Source organism: Mesorhizobium zhangyense (assembly GCF_011045115.1).
In the GTDB taxonomy this organism is placed as follows: domain Bacteria; phylum Pseudomonadota; class Alphaproteobacteria; order Rhizobiales; family Rhizobiaceae; genus Mesorhizobium_M; species Mesorhizobium_M zhangyense.
In genome coordinates this window covers 430,554-448,522 of the sequence record NZ_JAAKZG010000004.1, presented here as the reverse complement: position 1 = coordinate 448,522, position 17,969 = coordinate 430,554, and the positions used below count along the sequence as shown (strand labels likewise).

General features: G+C 60.9%; 17 protein-coding genes. 12 read left to right on the top strand and 5 right to left on the bottom strand.

All coding sequences use genetic code 11. The features are described from left to right. The first annotated feature begins 264 nt into the window (after nt 1-264). Nucleotides 265-1,488, top strand: a complete 1,224-nt coding sequence (locus tag G6N74_RS11925; protein WP_165117509.1) for an MFS transporter — start codon at nt 265-267, stop codon at nt 1,486-1,488. Between the two features lie 58 nt (nt 1,489-1,546). Here G6N74_RS11925 and G6N74_RS11920 read toward each other — a convergent pair whose 3' ends face one another. After that, a complete protein-coding gene (locus G6N74_RS11920; protein WP_165117507.1) occupies nt 1,547-1,795 on the bottom strand; it encodes a helix-turn-helix domain-containing protein in 249 nt (82 codons plus the stop codon). A gap of 94 nt (nt 1,796-1,889) precedes the next feature. On the opposite strand from G6N74_RS11920, the gene G6N74_RS11915 reads away from it, so the two are divergent. From G6N74_RS11915 to mnhG, 6 genes are read left to right on the top strand one after another with little or no spacing between them, the layout of a single operon-like run. Further along, the gene (locus G6N74_RS11915; RefSeq protein WP_165117505.1) at nt 1,890-4,805 is read left to right on the top strand and encodes a monovalent cation/H+ antiporter subunit A; all 2,916 of its coding nucleotides are present in this window, start codon (nt 1,890-1,892) and stop codon (nt 4,803-4,805) included. Next, entirely contained in the window at nt 4,805-5,146 is a 342-nt protein-coding gene (locus G6N74_RS11910) for a Na+/H+ antiporter subunit C (RefSeq protein ID WP_165117845.1), read from the top strand. The genes G6N74_RS11915 and G6N74_RS11910 overlap by 1 nt, the downstream gene beginning before the upstream one ends. Next, nucleotides 5,146-6,753, top strand: coding sequence for a monovalent cation/H+ antiporter subunit D (locus G6N74_RS11905; RefSeq protein ID WP_165117503.1), 1,608 nt, complete (start codon nt 5,146-5,148; stop codon nt 6,751-6,753). The genes G6N74_RS11910 and G6N74_RS11905 overlap by 1 nt, the downstream gene beginning before the upstream one ends. After that, entirely contained in the window at nt 6,750-7,235 is a 486-nt protein-coding gene (locus tag G6N74_RS11900) for a Na+/H+ antiporter subunit E (protein WP_165117501.1), read from the top strand. The genes G6N74_RS11905 and G6N74_RS11900 overlap by 4 nt, the downstream gene beginning before the upstream one ends. Next, nucleotides 7,232-7,513: a K+/H+ antiporter subunit F gene (locus G6N74_RS11895; RefSeq protein ID WP_165117499.1), complete on the top strand. Its 282-nt coding sequence runs from the start codon at nt 7,232-7,234 to the stop codon at nt 7,511-7,513. The genes G6N74_RS11900 and G6N74_RS11895 overlap by 4 nt, the downstream gene beginning before the upstream one ends. After that, nucleotides 7,510-7,923, top strand: coding sequence for a monovalent cation/H(+) antiporter subunit G (gene mnhG / locus G6N74_RS11890; RefSeq protein WP_165117497.1), 414 nt, complete (start codon nt 7,510-7,512; stop codon nt 7,921-7,923). Before G6N74_RS11895 ends, mnhG begins: the two co-directional genes overlap by 4 nt. Before the next feature lie 258 nt (nt 7,924-8,181). Here the strand turns inward: mnhG and G6N74_RS11885 are convergent, their stop codons facing one another. After that, complete coding sequence (locus G6N74_RS11885) at nt 8,182-8,850, bottom strand: DUF2161 domain-containing phosphodiesterase (RefSeq protein ID WP_165117843.1); 669 nt, start codon at nt 8,848-8,850, stop codon at nt 8,182-8,184. Between the two features lie 336 nt (nt 8,851-9,186). Here G6N74_RS11885 and G6N74_RS11880 point away from each other — a divergent pair, with 336 nt between their 5' ends. Next, entirely contained in the window at nt 9,187-10,281 is a 1,095-nt protein-coding gene (locus G6N74_RS11880) for a FecR family protein (protein ID WP_165117495.1), read from the top strand. Here G6N74_RS11880 and G6N74_RS11875 read toward each other — a convergent pair. Both G6N74_RS11875 and recQ read right to left on the bottom strand, forming a co-directional pair. Then, complete coding sequence (locus tag G6N74_RS11875) at nt 10,278-12,455, bottom strand: CHASE2 domain-containing protein (protein WP_165117493.1); 2,178 nt, start codon at nt 12,453-12,455, stop codon at nt 10,278-10,280. The two genes, G6N74_RS11880 and G6N74_RS11875, sit on opposite strands and share 4 nt — an antisense overlap. 206 nt (nt 12,456-12,661) lie before the next feature. After that, nucleotides 12,662-14,464 (bottom strand): DNA helicase RecQ, encoded by a 1,803-nt coding sequence (recQ, locus tag G6N74_RS11870; protein WP_165117491.1) that lies wholly within the window; start codon nt 14,462-14,464, stop codon nt 12,662-12,664. 213 nt (nt 14,465-14,677) lie between these two features. Between recQ and G6N74_RS11865 the strand changes: the two genes are divergently transcribed. The 4 genes from G6N74_RS11865 (at nt 14,678) to G6N74_RS11850 (ending at nt 17,381) form a co-directional block, all read left to right on the top strand. Further along, nucleotides 14,678-14,992, top strand: coding sequence for a co-chaperone GroES (locus G6N74_RS11865; protein WP_165117489.1), 315 nt, complete (start codon nt 14,678-14,680; stop codon nt 14,990-14,992). Between the two features lie 49 nt (nt 14,993-15,041). Beyond that, entirely contained in the window at nt 15,042-16,682 is a 1,641-nt protein-coding gene (gene groL, locus G6N74_RS11860; RefSeq protein WP_165117487.1) for a chaperonin GroEL, read from the top strand. 71 nt (nt 16,683-16,753) lie between these two features. Then, on the top strand, nt 16,754-17,143 hold the full coding sequence (locus tag G6N74_RS11855; protein ID WP_165117485.1) for a hypothetical protein: 390 nt from the start codon (nt 16,754-16,756) through the stop codon (nt 17,141-17,143). Nucleotides 17,144-17,225: 82 nt separating this feature from the next. Continuing rightward, entirely contained in the window at nt 17,226-17,381 is a 156-nt protein-coding gene (locus G6N74_RS11850) for a hypothetical protein (protein WP_165117483.1), read from the top strand. Between the two features lie 70 nt (nt 17,382-17,451). Here the strand turns inward: G6N74_RS11850 and G6N74_RS11845 are convergent, their stop codons facing one another. Further along, complete coding sequence (locus tag G6N74_RS11845) at nt 17,452-17,958, bottom strand: DUF3280 domain-containing protein (protein WP_165117481.1); 507 nt, start codon at nt 17,956-17,958, stop codon at nt 17,452-17,454. Nucleotides 17,959-17,969 lie beyond the last annotated feature (11 nt).

Below are 17,969 nucleotides of genomic sequence, written 5' to 3'. Positions count from 1 at the left end.
CGATGGCGAAAGGGGCCGCCATGGCTGTCTTAGTGCTTCGGCAAGGATGCCTGGAACGACAGCATCGTCTCGGTCTTTCCCCCGCTGTTCCACGGCATTGCGCGGTGATTGCGCGCGATGCGTCTGTATCTGATGATATTTTGCAACCAGAATTAAAATGCAATTGCGATGTCGAAATTGGCGGCCTCCATACGTCCTTGCAGCATAGCCGCGATAATGTGACCGGAAGGGCCGGCAGGAGCGGTGCAAGAGCGAGAGACTGACATGACCAGTTCCTATCGTTGGGTCATCGTTGCCGCTGGCGGCCTGTTGGGGTGTGTCGCTATCGGCGCGATGTTTTCGCTGCCGGTTTTCCTGCAGCCTATGGCAAAAGAGACCGGCTGGTCGGTGACCGGCATTTCCACCGCCATGACGTTCGGTTTTCTGGCCATGGCGCTGGCCAGCATGGTGTGGGGCAGCCTGTCCGACAGGTTTGGCCCGCGCCCCGTGGTGCTGGCGGGATCGGTCGCGCTTGCCGCAAGCCTCGCGCTGGCGAGCCAGGCCGGATCGCTGGTCCAGTTCCAACTGGTCTTCGGTGTTTTCGTAGGCGCTGCGACCGCTGCGATGGTTGCGCCCATGATGGCCTGCGTCACCGGCTGGTTCGACACGCAGCGCAGCCTCGCCGTTTCGCTGGTCTCGGCCGGCATGGGCATGGCGCCGATGACCATGGCGCCGCTGGCAGCCTGGCTGGTGACAGCTTACGACTGGCGAACCTCGATGCTGATAATTGCCGGCATTGCCGCCGTGACGATGATCCCGGCATCGCTACTGCTGCGCCGCCCGCCCGCACTGGAGCAGGGCAATGAGGCGGCCATGGCCGACGAACCGCAATCGGACATGACAGTGAAGCAGGCAGTGCGCTCGCCGCAGTTCATCGTGCTGATGCTGGCCAATTTCTTCTGCTGCGCCACCCATTCCGGCCCGATCTTCCACACTGTGAGCTATGCGGTGACATGCGGCATTCCAATGATCGCCGCTGTCTCGATCTACAGTGTCGAGGGGCTGGCCGGCATGTTCGGGCGAATCGGCTTCGGCATCATGGGCGACCGGTTCGGCGCGCAGCGCGTGCTGGTGCTGGGACTGCTGGCGCAGGCCTTCGGCGTGCTTGCCTACGTCTTCGCCAGCCAGCTCGGCGAATTCTACGCCGTGGCGGTGATGGTCGGCTTCATCTATGCCGGCGTGATGCCGCTTTATGCGGTGATCGTGCGCGAGAACTTTCCGCTCAGGATGATGGGCACCATCATCGGCGGCACTGCGATGGCCGGCAGCCTCGGCATGTCGACCGGCCCGCTGCTGGGCGGCCTGATCTATGACCGTTTTGACAGCTACGCATGGCTCTATATCGGCTCGTGGGGGATGGGCATCGCCGCGATGCTGATCGCCATGACGTTCCGGCCATTCGTGAAAGAGGAGCGGGGGCTGGCTGCGGTGGAGCAGGGCGCGCCGTAGCGATCTTTGGTCGCTGTCAGATCAACGGCGACCTAAGACGGGACAGCGAATATCCGAACTAGCGCCCTTCCTGCCGGCGTGACTTCAGCCGGACGCCTGGCCCGGCGTCCTCCTCGAACAGAAACTGAACGCCGCCCGTCTCGAATGCGCTCACCAGCAGGTCTTCCGAGCTGCGGTGAAGTGCGTGGCGATGGCACTCGAAATCCTTGATCGTGCTGCGCGATACGCCCGCCAGCATTGCAAGCTGCTCCTGCGACCAGTTGAGAAGGCCGCGCGCCGCGCGGCATTGCGATGGAAGTAGGGGCATGGATAAAAAACTTGCCGTTTGCCGTGCAAGTCAACCATAATGGGCGAGATAGGGCAATGGTTTGCCGATTCCTCCACGAGAGAAGACAGGGTGCATGGCGAAAGATACATCGCTTATCTTGATGATCTTCCTGCCGTTCATCGGCAGCGCGATGGCTGCATTTTTTCCCTCCAATGCTAGAAATGCCGAAGCATGGCTTGCCGGCGCGGTGACTGTCTGCGGGCTTGTGCTGGCGTCCATGTGCTACCCGGCAATCGTCGCGGAAGGACCTGTTCGTGCGCAGATCGAGTGGCTGCCCACGCTTGGCCTGAACTTCACGCTGCGCATGGATGGCTTTGCCTGGCTCTTCGCCATGCTCGTCAGTGGCATCGGCTTTCTGGTCGTGCTCTACGCCCGCTACTACATGTCGCCGGAAGACCCGATCCCTCGGTTCTACGCCTTCTTCCTGGCGTTCATGGGGGCGATGCTCGGCATCGTGCTGTCGGGGAATCTCATCCTGCTGGTCGTCTTCTGGGAATTGACCAGCATCTTCTCCTTTCTGCTGATCGGCTATTGGTACCACAACGCCAACGCCCGCGATGGCGCGCGCATGGCGCTGACCGTCACGGGCATCGGCGGGCTCTGCCTGCTGGCAGGTGTCCTGCTGATCGGCCACATCGTCGGCAGTTATGATCTCGACGTTGTTCTGGCGTCGGGCGATCTGATCCGCTCAAGCGATCTTTATTTGCCCGCCCTCATACTCTTCCTGCTCGGCGCCCTGACCAAGAGCGCGCAGTTTCCGTTCCATTTCTGGCTGCCCAACGCCATGGCCGCGCCGACGCCGGTTTCCGCCTATCTGCATTCGGCGACCATGGTGAAGGCCGGTGTGTTTCTGATGGCACGCTTCTGGCCGGTGCTGGCGGGCACCTATGAATGGTTCTGGATCGTCGGCTTTGCCGGGATGGCGTCGCTGTTGCTTGGAGCCTATTTCGCGATTTTCCAGCGCGACATAAAGGGCCTGCTTGCCTATTCGACCATCAGCCATCTCGGCCTGATCACGCTCCTGCTCAGCCTCGGCAGCCCTCTGGGCCTGATCGCCGCCATCTTCCACATGACAAATCATGCCACCTTCAAGGCATCGCTGTTCATGGCAGCCGGCATCATCGACCATGAGACCGGCACGCGGGACATGCAGCGCCTGGGCGGGCTGTTCCGCTTCATGCCATTCACCGCCACATTGGCCATGGTGGCGAGCGCGGCGATGGCGGGCGTGCCGTTGCTCAACGGTTTTCTGTCGAAGGAAATGTTCTTCGCCGAGGCGATCGAAACCCACGCCGATTCCATCCTCGACAGGGTCGCGCCGTATGTCGCCGTGCTGGCGAGCGCGTTTGCGGTGACCTATTCGATACGGTTCATCCACGGCGTGTTCTTCGGCAAATTGCCGGACGACCTGCCTCGCGAGCCGCACGAACCGCCGTTTCTGATGCGATTCCCGATCCAGCTTCTGGTGCTGACCTGCCTTGTCGTCGGCATCGTTCCCGGGCTGACCATAGGACCGTTCCTGCATACGGCGGTCACATCCGTTCTCGGCCTCGCCACACCTGAATACAGCCTCGCGATCTGGCATGGCGTCACCCTGCCGTTGCTGATGAGCTTCCTGGCACTCTTGGGCGGCGCGCTCCTTTATCTGCTTTTGAAGAATTATCTGGCGCATTGCGAAGAGGGGCCGCCCTACTTTCGTCAGCTCAAGGGCCAGCGCATCTTCGAGCGCGTAATGGTGGCGGTGTCGTGGAGAGGCGCGCGGTTTCTCGAAAACCGCCTGGGCACCCGCCGTCTTCAGCCGCAGCTTCGCCTTCTCGTGGCGGTGGCGCTCATCGCTGCTGCCTGGCCGCTCTACCACATGAGTTTCGGTCTGGCCGCATTCAGCTGGAATCTTGACGATGCGGTCTTTTCCGGCCTTTGGGCAATCGGCATCTTCTGCGCCGTTGGCGCCGCCTATCAGGCCAAGTTCCACCGGCTGGTCGCTCTTATCTTTCTGGGCGGGGCAGGGCTCGTCACGTGCACCACATTCGTGTGGTTTTCCGCGCCCGACCTTGCCGTCACGCAACTGCTCGTCGAGATCGTGACGACCGTGCTCATTCTGCTTGGCCTGCGTTGGCTGCCCAAGCGATCCGAAGAATTTCAAACCGATGCGATCAGGATGGCTGCGAGACTGCGCCGATACCGCGATCTTGCCATCGCTGTGGCGGCAGGGGGCGGCATGACGCTCGTTGCCTACGCCGTAATGACGCGCGCAGCCCCGCCGACCATCGCCGACTATTTCCTCGAAAAAGCATATACGGAGGGCGGAGGCCGCAACGTGGTCAACGTTATCCTCGTCGATTTCCGCGGGTTCGATACGTTTGGCGAAATTACCGTGCTCGGCATCGTGGCGTTGACGGTGTTCTCCTTGTTCCGGCGCTTCAGGCCGGCGCCCGATTCCGTCGAGTCGCCGGAACAGCAGCGCGTTCAGAACGCCACCGACGAGGCAAGGCCGGACCGCACAGCCGGCGAAACGGTGAGCGACTATCTGTTGATCCCGGCGGTTATCATGCAATGGCTGTTCCCGGTCATCATCGTGCTCGCAGCCTATCTGTTCTTCCGGGGGCATGACCTTCCCGGAGGCGGTTTCGCCGCCGGCGTGGCCATGGCTGCGGCCTTCATCCTGCAATATCTGGCCGCGGGCACGCGATGGGTCGAAGACAGGCTGCGGGTTTTGCCCCTCAACTGGATCGGCTTTGGCCTGCTCCTTGCCGCTCTGGTCGGCATGGGCTCCTGGCTGTTCGGCTATCCGTTCCTGACATCCCATTCGCAATATGTGGAGTTGCCGCTGATAGGCTCCATTCCCGTGGCAAGCGCGATCCTTTTCGATCTGGGCGTCTTCTCGCTGGTTCTCGGCGCCACGGTGCTGATGTTGATTGCGTTTGCCCACCAGTCCGTCCGCCGGCTCCGCGCCTCGCGGATCGCGGCGGCCGAGGAGGAGACCGCATGATGGAACTGACGCTCGCCCTCGGCATCGGTGTTCTGGTCGGCTCCGGCGTCTGGCTGCTGCTGAGGCCGCGGACCTATCAGGTCATCATCGGCTTGTCGCTCATCGCCTATGGCGTCAATCTGTTCATCTTCTCGATGGGCAGGTTGCGCATGAACGCGGCGGCGGTGCTTTCCTCCGGTACCAACGTCAACCCCGCCGACTATGCCGACCCTGTACCGCAGGCGCTCGTGCTCACGGCCATCGTCATCGGCTTTGCGACGACGGCGCTGTTTCTGGTTGTCCTTCTGGTGTCGCGCGGCTTGACCGGTAGCGATCATGTCGATGGCAGGGAGCCCCACTGATGGAGTGGACCAGCCATCTCCTGATCGCGCCGATCGTCCTGCCGCTCGTCGCCGGCGCGCTGCTCCTGATGTTCGACGAGCGCCGTCACACGCTCAAGGCCGCGATCAGCCTCGCCTCGGTGCTGACGCTTCTCGTCATAACTGTTGTGCTGCTGCGCTTCGTCGATTCCGAAACGGCAATGACCAGCGTTTACCCGCTCGGCAACTGGCCGGCGCCGTTCGGCATCGTGCTGGTGCTTGACCGGCTTTCGGCTCTCATGCTGGTGCTGACAAGCGTGCTGGCGCTCGCGGCGCTGATCTTTTCGCTGGCGCGCTGGCACAAGAGCGGGCCGCATTTCCATACGCTTTTCCAGCTGCTGCTAATGGGGCTGAACGGCGCCTTCCTTACGGGTGACCTGTTCAACCTGTTTGTGTTCTTCGAGGTGCTGCTCGCAGCATCATACGGCCTTGTCCTTTACGGCTCTGGCCAGCTTCGGGTGAAGGCCGGTCTGCACTATATCGCGATCAACCTTGCCGCTTCGTCGCTGTTCCTGATCGGGGTCAGTCTTATCTACGGCGTCACCGGCACGCTCAACATGGCCGATCTTGCGCTCAGGATTCCTGCGGTTGCGGCGGAAGACCGGATGCTTCTGGAGGCAGGGGCTACGGTTCTCGGCATCGCTTTCCTGGTCAAGGCCGGGATGTGGCCGCTGGGGTTCTGGCTGCCCACCGCCTATACCGCCGCAGCCGCGCCGGTCGCTGCGATCTTCGCCATCCTCAGCAAGGTCGGCGTATACGTTATCCTGCGGCTTTCGCTGCTGCTCTTCGGCGTCGATGCAGGCGCGACCGCGGGCTTCGGTAGCTCATGGCTGCTGTTCGGCGGCATGGCGACGATCGCATTCGGCGCCATCGGCGTGCTGGCATCGCAGGCGATGGGACGGCTTGCCGGCTTCTACGTGCTGGTCTCGTCCGGCACGCTGCTGGCCGCGATCGGCATGGCCAGTGTCTCGGTCACCTCCGGCGCGCTTTATCATATGGTGAGTTCCACGCTGGCGATCAGCGCCTTCTTTCTGCTGATCGAACTGGTCGAGCGGGCACAGGATCCGGCGGCTAACGTGCTGGCAGTCACGATGGAAGCCTACGGTGACGACATGGACGAGGAAGAGGCGCCGGAAGAGGTCGGGCTCGCCATTCCCGGCACGCTTGCCGTGCTCGGCCTGTGTTTCGTCGGCTGCGCCCTGCTGCTTGCCGGCCTGCCGCCGCTCTCCGGCTTCATCGCCAAATTCGCGCTGCTGACCGCCATGATCGGCGGGAATGAAAACGCTGCCATGTGGGTTTTGGCCGCGCTGCTGCTTCTTTCCGGCCTTTCGGCCATGATTGCCATGACCCGCGCCGGTATCCGTACCTTCTGGGCCCCGATCGAAGGAACCGTGCCGCGCGTCCGGGTGAGCGAAATCGTGCCGGTAGGATTCCTTCTTGTCCTGTGTCTGGTGCTAACCGTGCAAGGCGGCTCGGTCATGCGTTACATGGACGCCACGGCCCAATCCCTCCATACGCCGATGAACTATGTGCGGGCGGTGATGTCCACCGCGCAGGTCCCGGGTCCGAAAGCGGCGGAAAGCCAATGAGCCGTTTGCTTCCCTACCCATTGCTCGCGACGTCACTGCTGGTCATGTGGATTCTGCTCAACGGGCTGTCCGCCGGCCATCTGGTGCTGGGCGCCATCATCGGCATTGCGGCATCCTGGGCCATGACGGCCTTGGAGCCCGCAAAGCCCCGGCTGCGCCGGTGGGGTCTGATCCCAGGGCTGTTCGTCACCGTGATGGCGGATGTCCTGCGCTCCAACATCGCCGTAGCCAGCATTGTCCTGCGTGGCAGGCGAGGGCAGCGAACCTCCGGCTTCGTCACGATCCCGCTTGAATTGCGCGACCCGACCGGGCTGGCCGTGCTTGCCTGCATCATCACCAGCACGCCGGGCACGGCCTGGGTCGAATACCGCTCGGGAACCGGCGTATTGTTGCTCCATGTGCTCGACCTTGCCGATGAACAGGAGTGGATCGACATCATCAAGGGCCGCTATGAAAGACCGCTGATGGAGATTTTCGAATGAGCGCCACCATCCTCATATGGTCGATCACGGTCGCGCAGCTGTTCCTGCTTGCGGCGATGGCCTGCGCAGTGGCGCGCATGGTGCTGGGGCCACGCGCCCAGGACCGCGTGCTCGGGTTCGACGCGCTCTATGTCTGCGCCATGCTGCTTCTGCTGACCTTCGGCATCCGCACGGGAACCACGATCTATTTCGAGGCCGCCCTGGTGATTTCCCTTCTCGGTTTTGTGTCTACCGTGGCGCTGGCGAAATTCCTCATGCGCGGAGAGGTAATCGAATGACCCACGCCGCCGATCTGCCCGCCTGGGCCGCGCTGCCCACGGCATTTTTTCTCCTCCTCGGTTCCGGGCTGACCTTGCTGGGAGCGATCGGGCTGCTGCGGTTCGGCAGCTTCTACGAGAGGGTGCACGCGCCGACATTGGGTACGACCTGGGGAGCGGGCGGCATACTCATCGCCTCGATGATCTGCTTCACCGTGCTTCAGTCGCGCCCGGCCCTTCACGAGATTCTGATTGCCGCCTTCGTGATCGTCACGACACCCGTCTCGCTCATGCTGCTGGCCCGTGCAGCACTCTATCGCGACCGGACCGAGAACAATGGCGGCGTTCCAGCTTTCGAAGCCGAATCTGAAGGTACGGATGGAGAGGCTTCGCCGAAGAGTTCAGACCAAAAGCAAACCAAGGGACAATAAGGTTGCTTGTTGTGCGAGGGACGGCGCAAATCCTGTCGGGTAATGGACAACCGGAAGCCGTCGTCGCAACCCGATAATCTGGTCCTCTTCCTACGCGCAATCAGGCCAATGCCCGGTATTTCGCGATCATTGCGATGCTGGAGGGAGGCGACATCGACGCGGCCGCCGATTTGCCCATATTCTGAAGACGCAGGAACGCTACAACCTGAAACGGAGATTTAACCCGCCAGGTTGGCGGGCGCGCAGCCTGCCACTGGATCACATCGCTCCGCTCGACGCTTGAGGCCAGCGCAGAAGCGCCTGGCGGCCGCTCTCGGTCAGATCGTAGACGCCGCGCTCTGTGCGTTGGAACCAGCCATACACATTGTGAAGCAGGATTTTGGCTGCGTTTGGCATGCCGGGTTTCAAATCACGCGGCCGTTTTTGACCTCCGGCCAGGGCAGCGGCGCATGCCAATGCTTCCTGGCGATAGGCTGTCATGATTGGGGCACGCGAACCACCACCGGCGACCGGATCGCCTTGCCTGCGCCGATGTTCGTCGATCAGTTTTGAGCGGCGTTTTGGATCCCGGCGCGGCGTAGCTGCTATCGGGCTGAGCAGCACCTGCACCTGGCCGTTTGCAGAGACGCCAAGGAGGCCAAAGCCGAGACGACGACACAGATTGCGGAACCGAGCGTCACTTTCGCGGCCCTTGCCGCGGATCGACATGCGCGCGGCAAGCCAGACCTCGTCGCTCGCTGCCATCCGGTCGACGCCCTGGAGCACAAGTTCGAGATTGAACTGCAACTTCAGCTCGCAGATAACGACGATTGGTGGAGAGTCAGCACTCAGCGCCAGCAAGTCGCAGCCGCCGATCTCGCCTTTGACCACAAATCCCAAGCCTTCGAGGAATCCTTTGACCGGGCTGTAGAGTGAAGTTTCGAGCATGGATCCTCTGTTTCGTAACGAATCATCTCGCCAGATCGGCTGTTCGATCCCATCGTCAACGCCGTCGTTGAATACCAGGTAAACGATCCCAGCGTTGGTCGACAAAGGGAAGATTGCGATTGCATGACTGCGAGAACGCTCTTTTGGCGGTTTTCCGCTCGGTCCAGTTGCTGCCGGCAATCGGCGTCCGGGCAAAGCGGGATGGTCGACGCAAACGACAGCGGTCTCAGCTTTGCCTATTCAAAAGGAGTAGCGCTCCCTACCTAAAACGGTTGGTGCGTAGCAGTAAGACTCCTTTCCTTACCGCATGCTAATATAAGCAAGCAGGAGGGTGGAATGTCGTCCTTGCCGCTTGCCGCAACGGCGGCAGTAGCTATCGCACTCTACAGTACCATGCCGACATCGGCCGCCGAGGAGGTCGGTGAGGCCGTCTTGATCAAGACTGACGTAACGGGTGCGAATGGTCCGCTAACGGTCAAGGCTCCGGTTTACCGGGATGAGCGTATCCGGACGTCAAACTCCGGGCTTGGTCAATTCGTCTTCAGGGATGGAACCAAACTTGCGGTCGGATGGGGCTCTTCCGTCGTTATCGACAAGTTTGTCTTTGATGACAGCAAATCTGTGAAGAAGCTCACGATCAAAGCGGTCAAGGGAACCTTCCGCTGGATCAGCGGAAATTCGAAGTCCTCGGCCTATGAGATTGTTACGCCAGCCGGAACGATCGGGGTTCGTGGAACCGTGTTCGACTTTTTTGTCGGAGCGAACGGCACCACTGCGGTGGTTCTTCTAAGCGGCTCCGCCCAATTCTGTGGCAGCAATGGCTGTCGGCAACTGAAACGGCGATGCGACTGTGTCATCGCGACGCGGTCGGGCGGCGTAACCGATCCCAAACGGGTCAATCGAGGAATGCTCGGCACGCTGGGCAGTATGCGGGCACTGCCGTTCCTGTCTGGCAACCAGCAGCTTTCGGGGGGATTTCAGTCCAGCACCGGCTGTGGCCTTTCCATGGCATCTCTGCGCGAGATGGACCAAAACAAAAGCGTCAGCCAACCAGCCGCACCCAACCCCGACCGCCCGGACGTGCCCAACAAGCCGGATACGCCTGAAAAACCCGGAAAACCTGACAAGCCGGGCAAACCGGATAACCCTGGGAAGCCTGACAAGCCTGGGAAACCCGATAAGCCAGGTAAACCTGGGAAGCCTGACAAACCGGGCAAACCCGATAAGCCGGGCAAACCGGACAAACCTGGTAAGCCTGACAAGCCGGGTAAGCCCGATAAGCCTGGCAAACCGGACAAGCCCGGTAAGCCTGACAAGCCTGATAAGGGGCACCATGGCCATGGGGGACATCACGGTGACAATGGGAAGGGCAACGGCCATCACGACGGGTCACCTCCGGGAGGCGGAAATGCCGGCAATGACGGTTATTAGTCCGTCACTTGGCGTAGTTTGTTCTTGTCTGCAGGATCAATGAGAAATTGATCTGACCTGCGGGATATCCGGTCGTAGAAATCCTGCAATCCGGCGGGCAGCCGTGTCGCCTTCACTTTCGCGGTGATGGCGATCCTGCGAGTTCCCGCCGACCGTGAACGCAGGGCCTGGACAAGCCGCCCGTGCACCGTCTGCAGATCTGCGAATTCCTGCGAGGCAGCAACCTGCTCATCGCCGACGACCGCGTAGACATTGGTGCGATCACGTTTGCCGCGCAGCGCCAGCGCTCCCGCGTTGAGCAGGGCGCTGCCGGCAAGCGCCTGTGCCGTGGTCTCGGAGACGAGAATGTCGAAGCTCACCATTTTGCAGGCGGACTCAATTCGCGAAGCGACGTTTACGGCATCTCCGACGGCCGAGTAGTTGAACCGAGCCTCTGCGCCCATATTCCCGACGCAGGCGATTCCCGTGTGGATGCCGATGCCGATGCCGACCTTGTGCTCCGTCCCAAAGCCAAAAGCATCGCTGGCATTGAGCTCGGCCAGGGTTTCACGCATCGCCAGGGCAGCACGAACGGCCTTGCCGCAATGATCGTTGACGTCCAGCGGGGCATTCCAGAAGGCCATGATGGAATCCCCGATGAACTTGTCCAGCGTGCCTTCGTTCTCGGTGACATGACGGCTGAGTGCATCCAGAAGTGTGTTCAGAAATCCAACCACGGCAGTGGGTGGCAGCCTTTCGCTTATCTCGGTGAAGTTTCGCACGTCGACGAACATCACGGTCAGTTCACGGTCATCCCCGCCGAGGCGAAGGGCGCCCCGCGTATGCTCGACGCGATACAGAAGCGATGGCGAAAGATATTGACCAAATGCCCGGCGAATCTCGCGGCGTTCCCGGTCCGTGACGAGGAAGCGGAAGGACGTGGTGGCAAAATGCGTGATCGTTCCCGCTGCGACTGGTGCCAGCGGGTCGAAGAGAAGCCCGGCAAATGAAAAGGCAAGCCAGGAGGCAACGAGGGCGCAGGCCGTAGCCAGCAGGCCCGCGACCAGGGCGATTGCCGGACTGACAAAGATGGTCAGCGCCACAAGAAGGCTGCCCAGTGCTGCGATGGACAATATCTCAAGACCGTTCGCCCAATCAGGGCGAGAGAGAAACTGGCCCGACAATATCTGCTCGACGGTTTGCGCATGCACGGACACACCTGGAACGTTCTCTCCCAGGGCCGTCGTGCGAATGTCCTGCAACCCCGCAGCCGATGTTCCGATGAAGACGATGCTGCCTTCGATCGCGGCTCTCACGTCAGCGGTGGCGCCACCGGCTGCGAGAACGTCCCTGGCGGAAACATACCTTTTCGCATTATCCCGGCTGACATAGAGCCACAATTCACCCGCCGCGGTCGTCGGCACGACGAAGTCCCCGACCTTGATCGAGGTGACGATGTTTGGTGCGTCCGCAGCGCCGATCAGCAGATAGGTGGAGGCGCCTTGCGCAACGCGCAGCGCTTCAAGGGCGAGGTTGGGATAGAGCTGTTGGCCATCGCTCAACAACAGCGGAACCGTACGCACGACCGACGACGAGTTTCCGGGATTAAGGCTGATATGCCCGATGCCGGCTGCATTTGCCTCGAGCTGCGGCTGAAAAGGCGTTGCCGCTTTCATATGAGGCGGCGCGTCGATAAGATTTTCGCCGGTGAAGGCAAAGCCGGCCTTCACCTGGGGCCGGTAATTTCCTTCGTTGGATAGGCCAAAGCCCAGGACGACCGGCTTTCTGATAATGGATTGAGCAAACAACTCGTCATTGTCCGGCAGTTGACGCAGAAGAGCAGGGTCGACGCCTGCTATATCGCGCACAACATTGCGCGGCGACAGGCGATCGGGCTCAGCAAAAAGAATATCGAATGCGATAGCCGACGCGCCCATCTCCGAGAGCCTGTCGACGAGTGCTGCCATGCGGTTTCGGGGCCAGGGCCATTGCCCGAACTGTCGCAGCGAAGCTTCGTCTATGTCGACGACCCGGACCGGCATCTGCTCGAAGGACCGGGGCGCCCAGTGCTGATACTGATCGAACGTCGCCTCGCGAGCCAGTTTCAACTGTGGTGGGTCACTTGCCCGAAGAACGGTAAGCGCCGCGACAATAAGCAATCCGATGACGACGCCAAGCTGCTGAGCGCGTGTCATGACTTCTCGTCAGAACCCTTGTGCGAGTGGCTTTGCCATAAACCAGTCCGGCGAATGGAGCGGTCGCCATCGACCGTCCCACCAGTGGCACCATACGCCCCATTCTTGCGAGGGCACAATCATGCGCCTCTTATGACTGCTCGCAACAGCAGGCGACCATCGACTTCGAGTGGCAGCGTTACTTCATCAACTGAGGCACGGTCGTTTCAAATCGCATGTTCGGCAATCACCGCCAGGAACGCAGGGCCGTAGCGATCCAGCTTGGTCTCGCCAACACCTGGAACTCCTGCCATCTCCGCGCGCGAAGTGGGGCGGGCGGCGGCGAGTTCGATCAGCGTTCGGTCATGGAAAATCACGTAGGGCGGCAGATTTTGCGTCCGGGCGATTTCAATGCGCTTTTCCCGCAATGCCTGAAACAGAGCGCGGTCGGCGTCGGGCAGGGCGATCGATGTCTGGTTGCGGGAAACCTTTTCCCGCCCGGCGCGTGGCGGTGGCGGCACGCGCAGCATAAGCGTGGGCTTTTCGCGCAGGAACTGGCGCCCCGTCTCCGAGATCGCCAGCCCTCCATGGCCGGCCAGGTCGGCCTCGATCAGCCGCAGGGCCACCAACTGACGCAAGATCGCGCGCCAGGTGCGTTTGTCATGCTCCTTGCCAATACCGTAGGTGGAGATGCGGTCGTGACCAAAATCGGCGATGCGCTTGTCCTCTGCACCCAAGAGTACATCGACGATGTAGGCCTGGCCAAAGCGCTCTCCGGTCCGGTGAACGCAGGACAGAGCTTTTTGCGCAGCGATCGTTCCGTCGAACAGCCGTGGCGGCTCGGCACAGGTATCGCAATTGCCGCAGGGCTCGCAACTGTCGCCAAAGTAAGAAAGCAGCACCTGGCGACGACAGCCTGCAGTCTCGGCCAACCCAAGGAGTGCATCGAGCTTTTGCCGTTCCGTGCGCTTGCGCTGCTCGGGCGCGTCTGATTCCTCGATGAAGCGGCTGCGCAGCGCAATGTCTTCATAGCCATGCAGCATCAGGGCGTCGGAAGGCAGGCCGTCGCGTCCGGCGCGTCCGGTCTCCTGATAATAAGCCTCGATGCTGCCCGGCAGATCGATATGGGCGACGAAGCGTACATCCGGCTTGTCGATGCCCATGCCGAAGGCAATGGTGGCAACCATGATGACGGCTTCATCGTGTTGAAAACGCGCCTGGTTGGCCCCGCGCGCAGCCTTGTCCATACCGCCGTGATAGGGCAGCGCATCATGTCCTTGCGTGCAAAGCCAGGCGGCAGTCTCCTCCGTCTTTCGTTTCGACAGACAGTAGACGATGCCGCTTTCGCCCTCGTGCTCTTTCAGGAAACGCTTCAATTGCGCCCGCGGATTGTCTTTCTCCTGGATGGCATAGCGGATGTTAGGGCGGTCGAAGCCTGCGATGAACGCATCACTTTCCGCGATCTTGAGATGTGCCAGGATTTCGGCCCGCGTCGGGGCGTCAGCGGTCGCCGTCAGCGCCATTCGCGGTGTGTCGGGGAACAACGCGGCCAGCGTGTCGAGCTGGCGGTATGAGGGGCGGAAATCGTGTCCCCATTGCGACAGGCAATGCGCTTCGTCGATGGCGATCAGCGACAGGGGCACTTGGCCGAGACGCTCGAGGATGTCGCGCCGGAGGAGTGTTTCCGGGGCCACGTAAAGGATGTCCAGCGCACCGGAGGACACGTCCCGCCACAGCGCGCTTCGCTCGTCGCCTGGCAGGTCGGAGTTGAGTGCCGCTGCCTTGACCCCAGCCTGGCGCAAGGCAGCCACCTGATCGGCCATCAGAGCGATTAGCGGCGAGACGACGAGGCCCATGCCGGGTCGCGCCATGGCCGGAATCTGGTAGCACAGCGATTTTCCGCCGCCGGTCGGCATCAAGACGAAGGCGTTGTTGCCGGCCATCACATGGTCGACTATCTCCGCCTGAGGTCCTCGAAAGGCGTCGTAGCCGTAAACGGCTTTCAGGATATGTGTGGGATCAGCGGTCAAAACGGCCTGCGTTGGGAATCAGTAAATCCAATACCTCATAGCAGATTGTGAGGTGCCTGGCCTGTTGACGCGCGGCGACTGTAATGGGCCAAACCTGTTTTACACCAATTCCGTTCCGTTGAATTAAAGTTTTGGCACTCCTATCAATCGAGTGCCAGAGGGCCTATAAAGCTGATGCGGTTGCCCTATGCGCCGATCGCGGAAAGACTTCCAATGAAATTCCGGCCACTCCACGACCGCGTCGTCATTCGACGTGCGGAAGGCGATATCAAATCCAAAGGCGGGATCATCATTCCCGATAATGCGAAAGAAAAGCCCCAGGAAGGCGAAGTGATCGCCGTAGGCCCGGGCTCTCGCGACGAAAGCGGCAAGCTGATTCCACTCGATGTCAAAGCAGGCGACACTGTCCTGTTCGGCAAATGGTCGGGCACCGAGGTCAAGATCGACGGCGAGGATCTCCTGATCATGAAGGAGGCCGACGTCATGGGCATCGTCGAGAAGACTGTCGCGGTCAGCAAGGCCGCCTGACCGGTCGGTTTCCGATCCCGCAATCTCAAGACTGAACTGGACGAAAATCATGTCTGCCAAGGAAATCAAATTCTCCACCGACGCCCGCGACCGCATGTTGCGTGGCGTCGAAATCCTCAACAACGCCGTCAAGGTGACCCTCGGCCCAAAGGGCCGTAACGTCATCATCGACCGCTCCTATGGCGCGCCGCGCATCACCAAGGACGGTGTCACAGTCGCCAAGGAAATCGAGCTTTCCGACAAGTTCGAGAACATGGGCGCGCAGATGGTGCGCGAAGTGGCCTCGAAGACCAATGATCTGGCTGGCGATGGCACCACCACCGCAACCGTGCTTGCTGCCTCCATTCTGCGCGAAGGCGCGAAGCTCGTTGCTGCCGGCATGAACCCGATGGATCTCAAGCGCGGCATCGATCTTGCGGTGGTCGCCGTCGTCAAGGACATCCAGGCACGGGCCAAGAAGGTCAAATCTTCCGACGAGATCGCCCAGGTCGGCACCATTGCCGCCAATGGCGACGAAACGGTCGGCGCGATGATCGCCAAGGCGATGAAGAAGGTCGGCAATGAAGGCGTGATCACCGTCGAGGAAGCCAAGACCGCCGAGACCGAACTCGATGTCGTCGAAGGCATGCAGTTCGACCGTGGTTACCTGTCTCCCTATTTCGTCACCAATGCCGACAAGATGCGTGCCGAACTGGAAGACGCCTACATCCTCATTCATGAGAAGAAGCTCGGTAATCTGCAGGCTTTGCTGCCGATCCTCGAAGCGGTGGTGCAGAGCGGAAAGCCGCTTGTGATCATCTCCGAGGACGTTGAGGGTGAAGCGCTGGCGACCCTCGTGGTCAACAAGCTGCGCGGCGGCCTCAAGGTCGCTGCCGTCAAGGCTCCGGGCTTCGGCGATCGCCGCAAGTCCATGCTGGAGGACATTGCTATCCTCGCCGCTGGCCAGATGATTTCGGAAGACCTCGGCATCAAGCTGGAAAACGTCACGATCGACATGCTCGGTCGGGCCAAGCGCGTGCTCATTGAAAAGGACACCACGACGATAATCGATGGCGCCGGCGAAAAAACCGCGATTACCGCCCGTGTCCAGCAGATCAAGGCGCAGATCGAGGAAACCACCTCGGACTACGACAAGGAAAAGCTTCAGGAACGTCTGGCAAAGCTCGCAGGTGGTGTCGCGGTCATTCGCGTCGGCGGTGCAACCGAGACCGAGGTCAAGGAAAAGAAGGACCGTATCGACGATGCGCTGAACGCTACCCGAGCGGCGGTCGAAGAAGGCATCGTCGCTGGCGGCGGCGTGGCGCTTCTACGCGCCAAGGCATCGCTGACCGGGCTTACCGGCACGAACTCGGACGTTACGGCAGGCATTTCGATCGTGCTGAAAGCGCTTGAGGCCCCCATTAGGCAGATCGCCGAGAATGCCGGCGTCGAAGGCTCCGTCGTGGTTGGCAAACTAATGGATAGCAAAGATCCCAATCAAGGGTTCAATGCGCAGACGGACGCTTATGTCGATATGATCAAGGCGGGCATCGTCGACCCGGCCAAGGTGGTGCGAACGGCTTTGCAGGACGCCGGCTCCATCGCAGCCTTGCTGATCACCGCCGAGGCCATGATCACCGACGCTCCTGCGAAGGATTCCGCCCCATCGATGGCTGCCAACGGCGGCGGCATGGGTGGCATGGGATACTAAGTATGCCCGAACCGTTCGGCCGACGCGGCCGAACGCCGGAACGAAAACAACAATCGGCAGGGAGAATTTCAATGGCTATACAGGGCAGCAATAGTTCGATCGCGCAGCGTTTCGAAAGCTATCAACCGTCAAAGTCGATCCTTGTGTGGGCCTGCGTTGCCACGGCGGTCGCTACGATGATCATCGGATTCAGCTGGGGCGGCTGGGTGACGGGCGGCACTTCGCGAAGTGCTGCAACCACCGCAAGCGACATTGCGCGCGGAGAACTGGCATCCGCTGTTTGCGTCGAGAAATTCAGAGCTGGGGCTGATGCTTCACAGCGCATCACCGCTTTCAAAGCCCTGACCGATTCCTACAAGAAGCGGCAGTTCGTGGAAGAGGGCGGATGGGCGACCATGCCGGGACAGACATCGCCTGACAGGCTCGGCGCGCAGGGTTGTGCGACCGTTCTAGCAACCTGAGGTTACGATAAAAGTTCGATGACAGCCGGGAGCCTGGCTCCCGGCTGTCTATCTCCCTTCGTCAAAGCAAGGAGACCACGAAATGATCGTCTTCACACCGAAAACCAAGTCGACGCCTGAAGTCAAAGAAACCGAGGAAAACCGTTTCGAACGCGTTCGCAAGGCCGCCGCGGAAAAGCGCCGAAAGGCGGATACCGACAGCGCACCCAAGACGACTGAGGATAAGCGGCTTCTCTGACGAGGCTGATTCCAAAGCAACTCATTCGATGTGAGTTTTCACTTGGCCGGCGACGACGCGGCTGCGCTGCCTACTTCAGAATTCTGTTTGTCATCAGCCATTTCACGGAGCGAGGCCATCCATAGTTCGCACCCATGCGAAGGTCGGTAAAGCTCTCCGAAACAGGTTTCCCGGTTTCCGCGTCGAGGATGCGAATGAACATCGTATGCTCTGTTCGGTTGACGCGTGTCACGACACCCAGCAAGGCCAGGGCCGCGCCGTGCCCTTTGGCAATCTGGCTTTCACAGCCACCGCAGTTGCGCAAACCATACTGCGGCGCAGGCTGCTTTTCCGCCGCAGGCACGTCAATTATGGTAAAACGTCCGGACTGGGAGAGCATGTCCTTCGCAACTTGCGCCGACTCGGAAAGATAGCGCCTGTCGTGTTCATCCGGAGGAATTATCCCCGCTCCGGCGCTCTTGTCCTCCAGTTCGAAAGGAAACACCTCGATGGACATCGGCTTTGGTTGTTGAGCGTGCGCAAATGAGCAGATACCTGCAAGCAGCATCGTCACGACGGTCACTGTGCGAAGGCGCATGATAGTCCTCC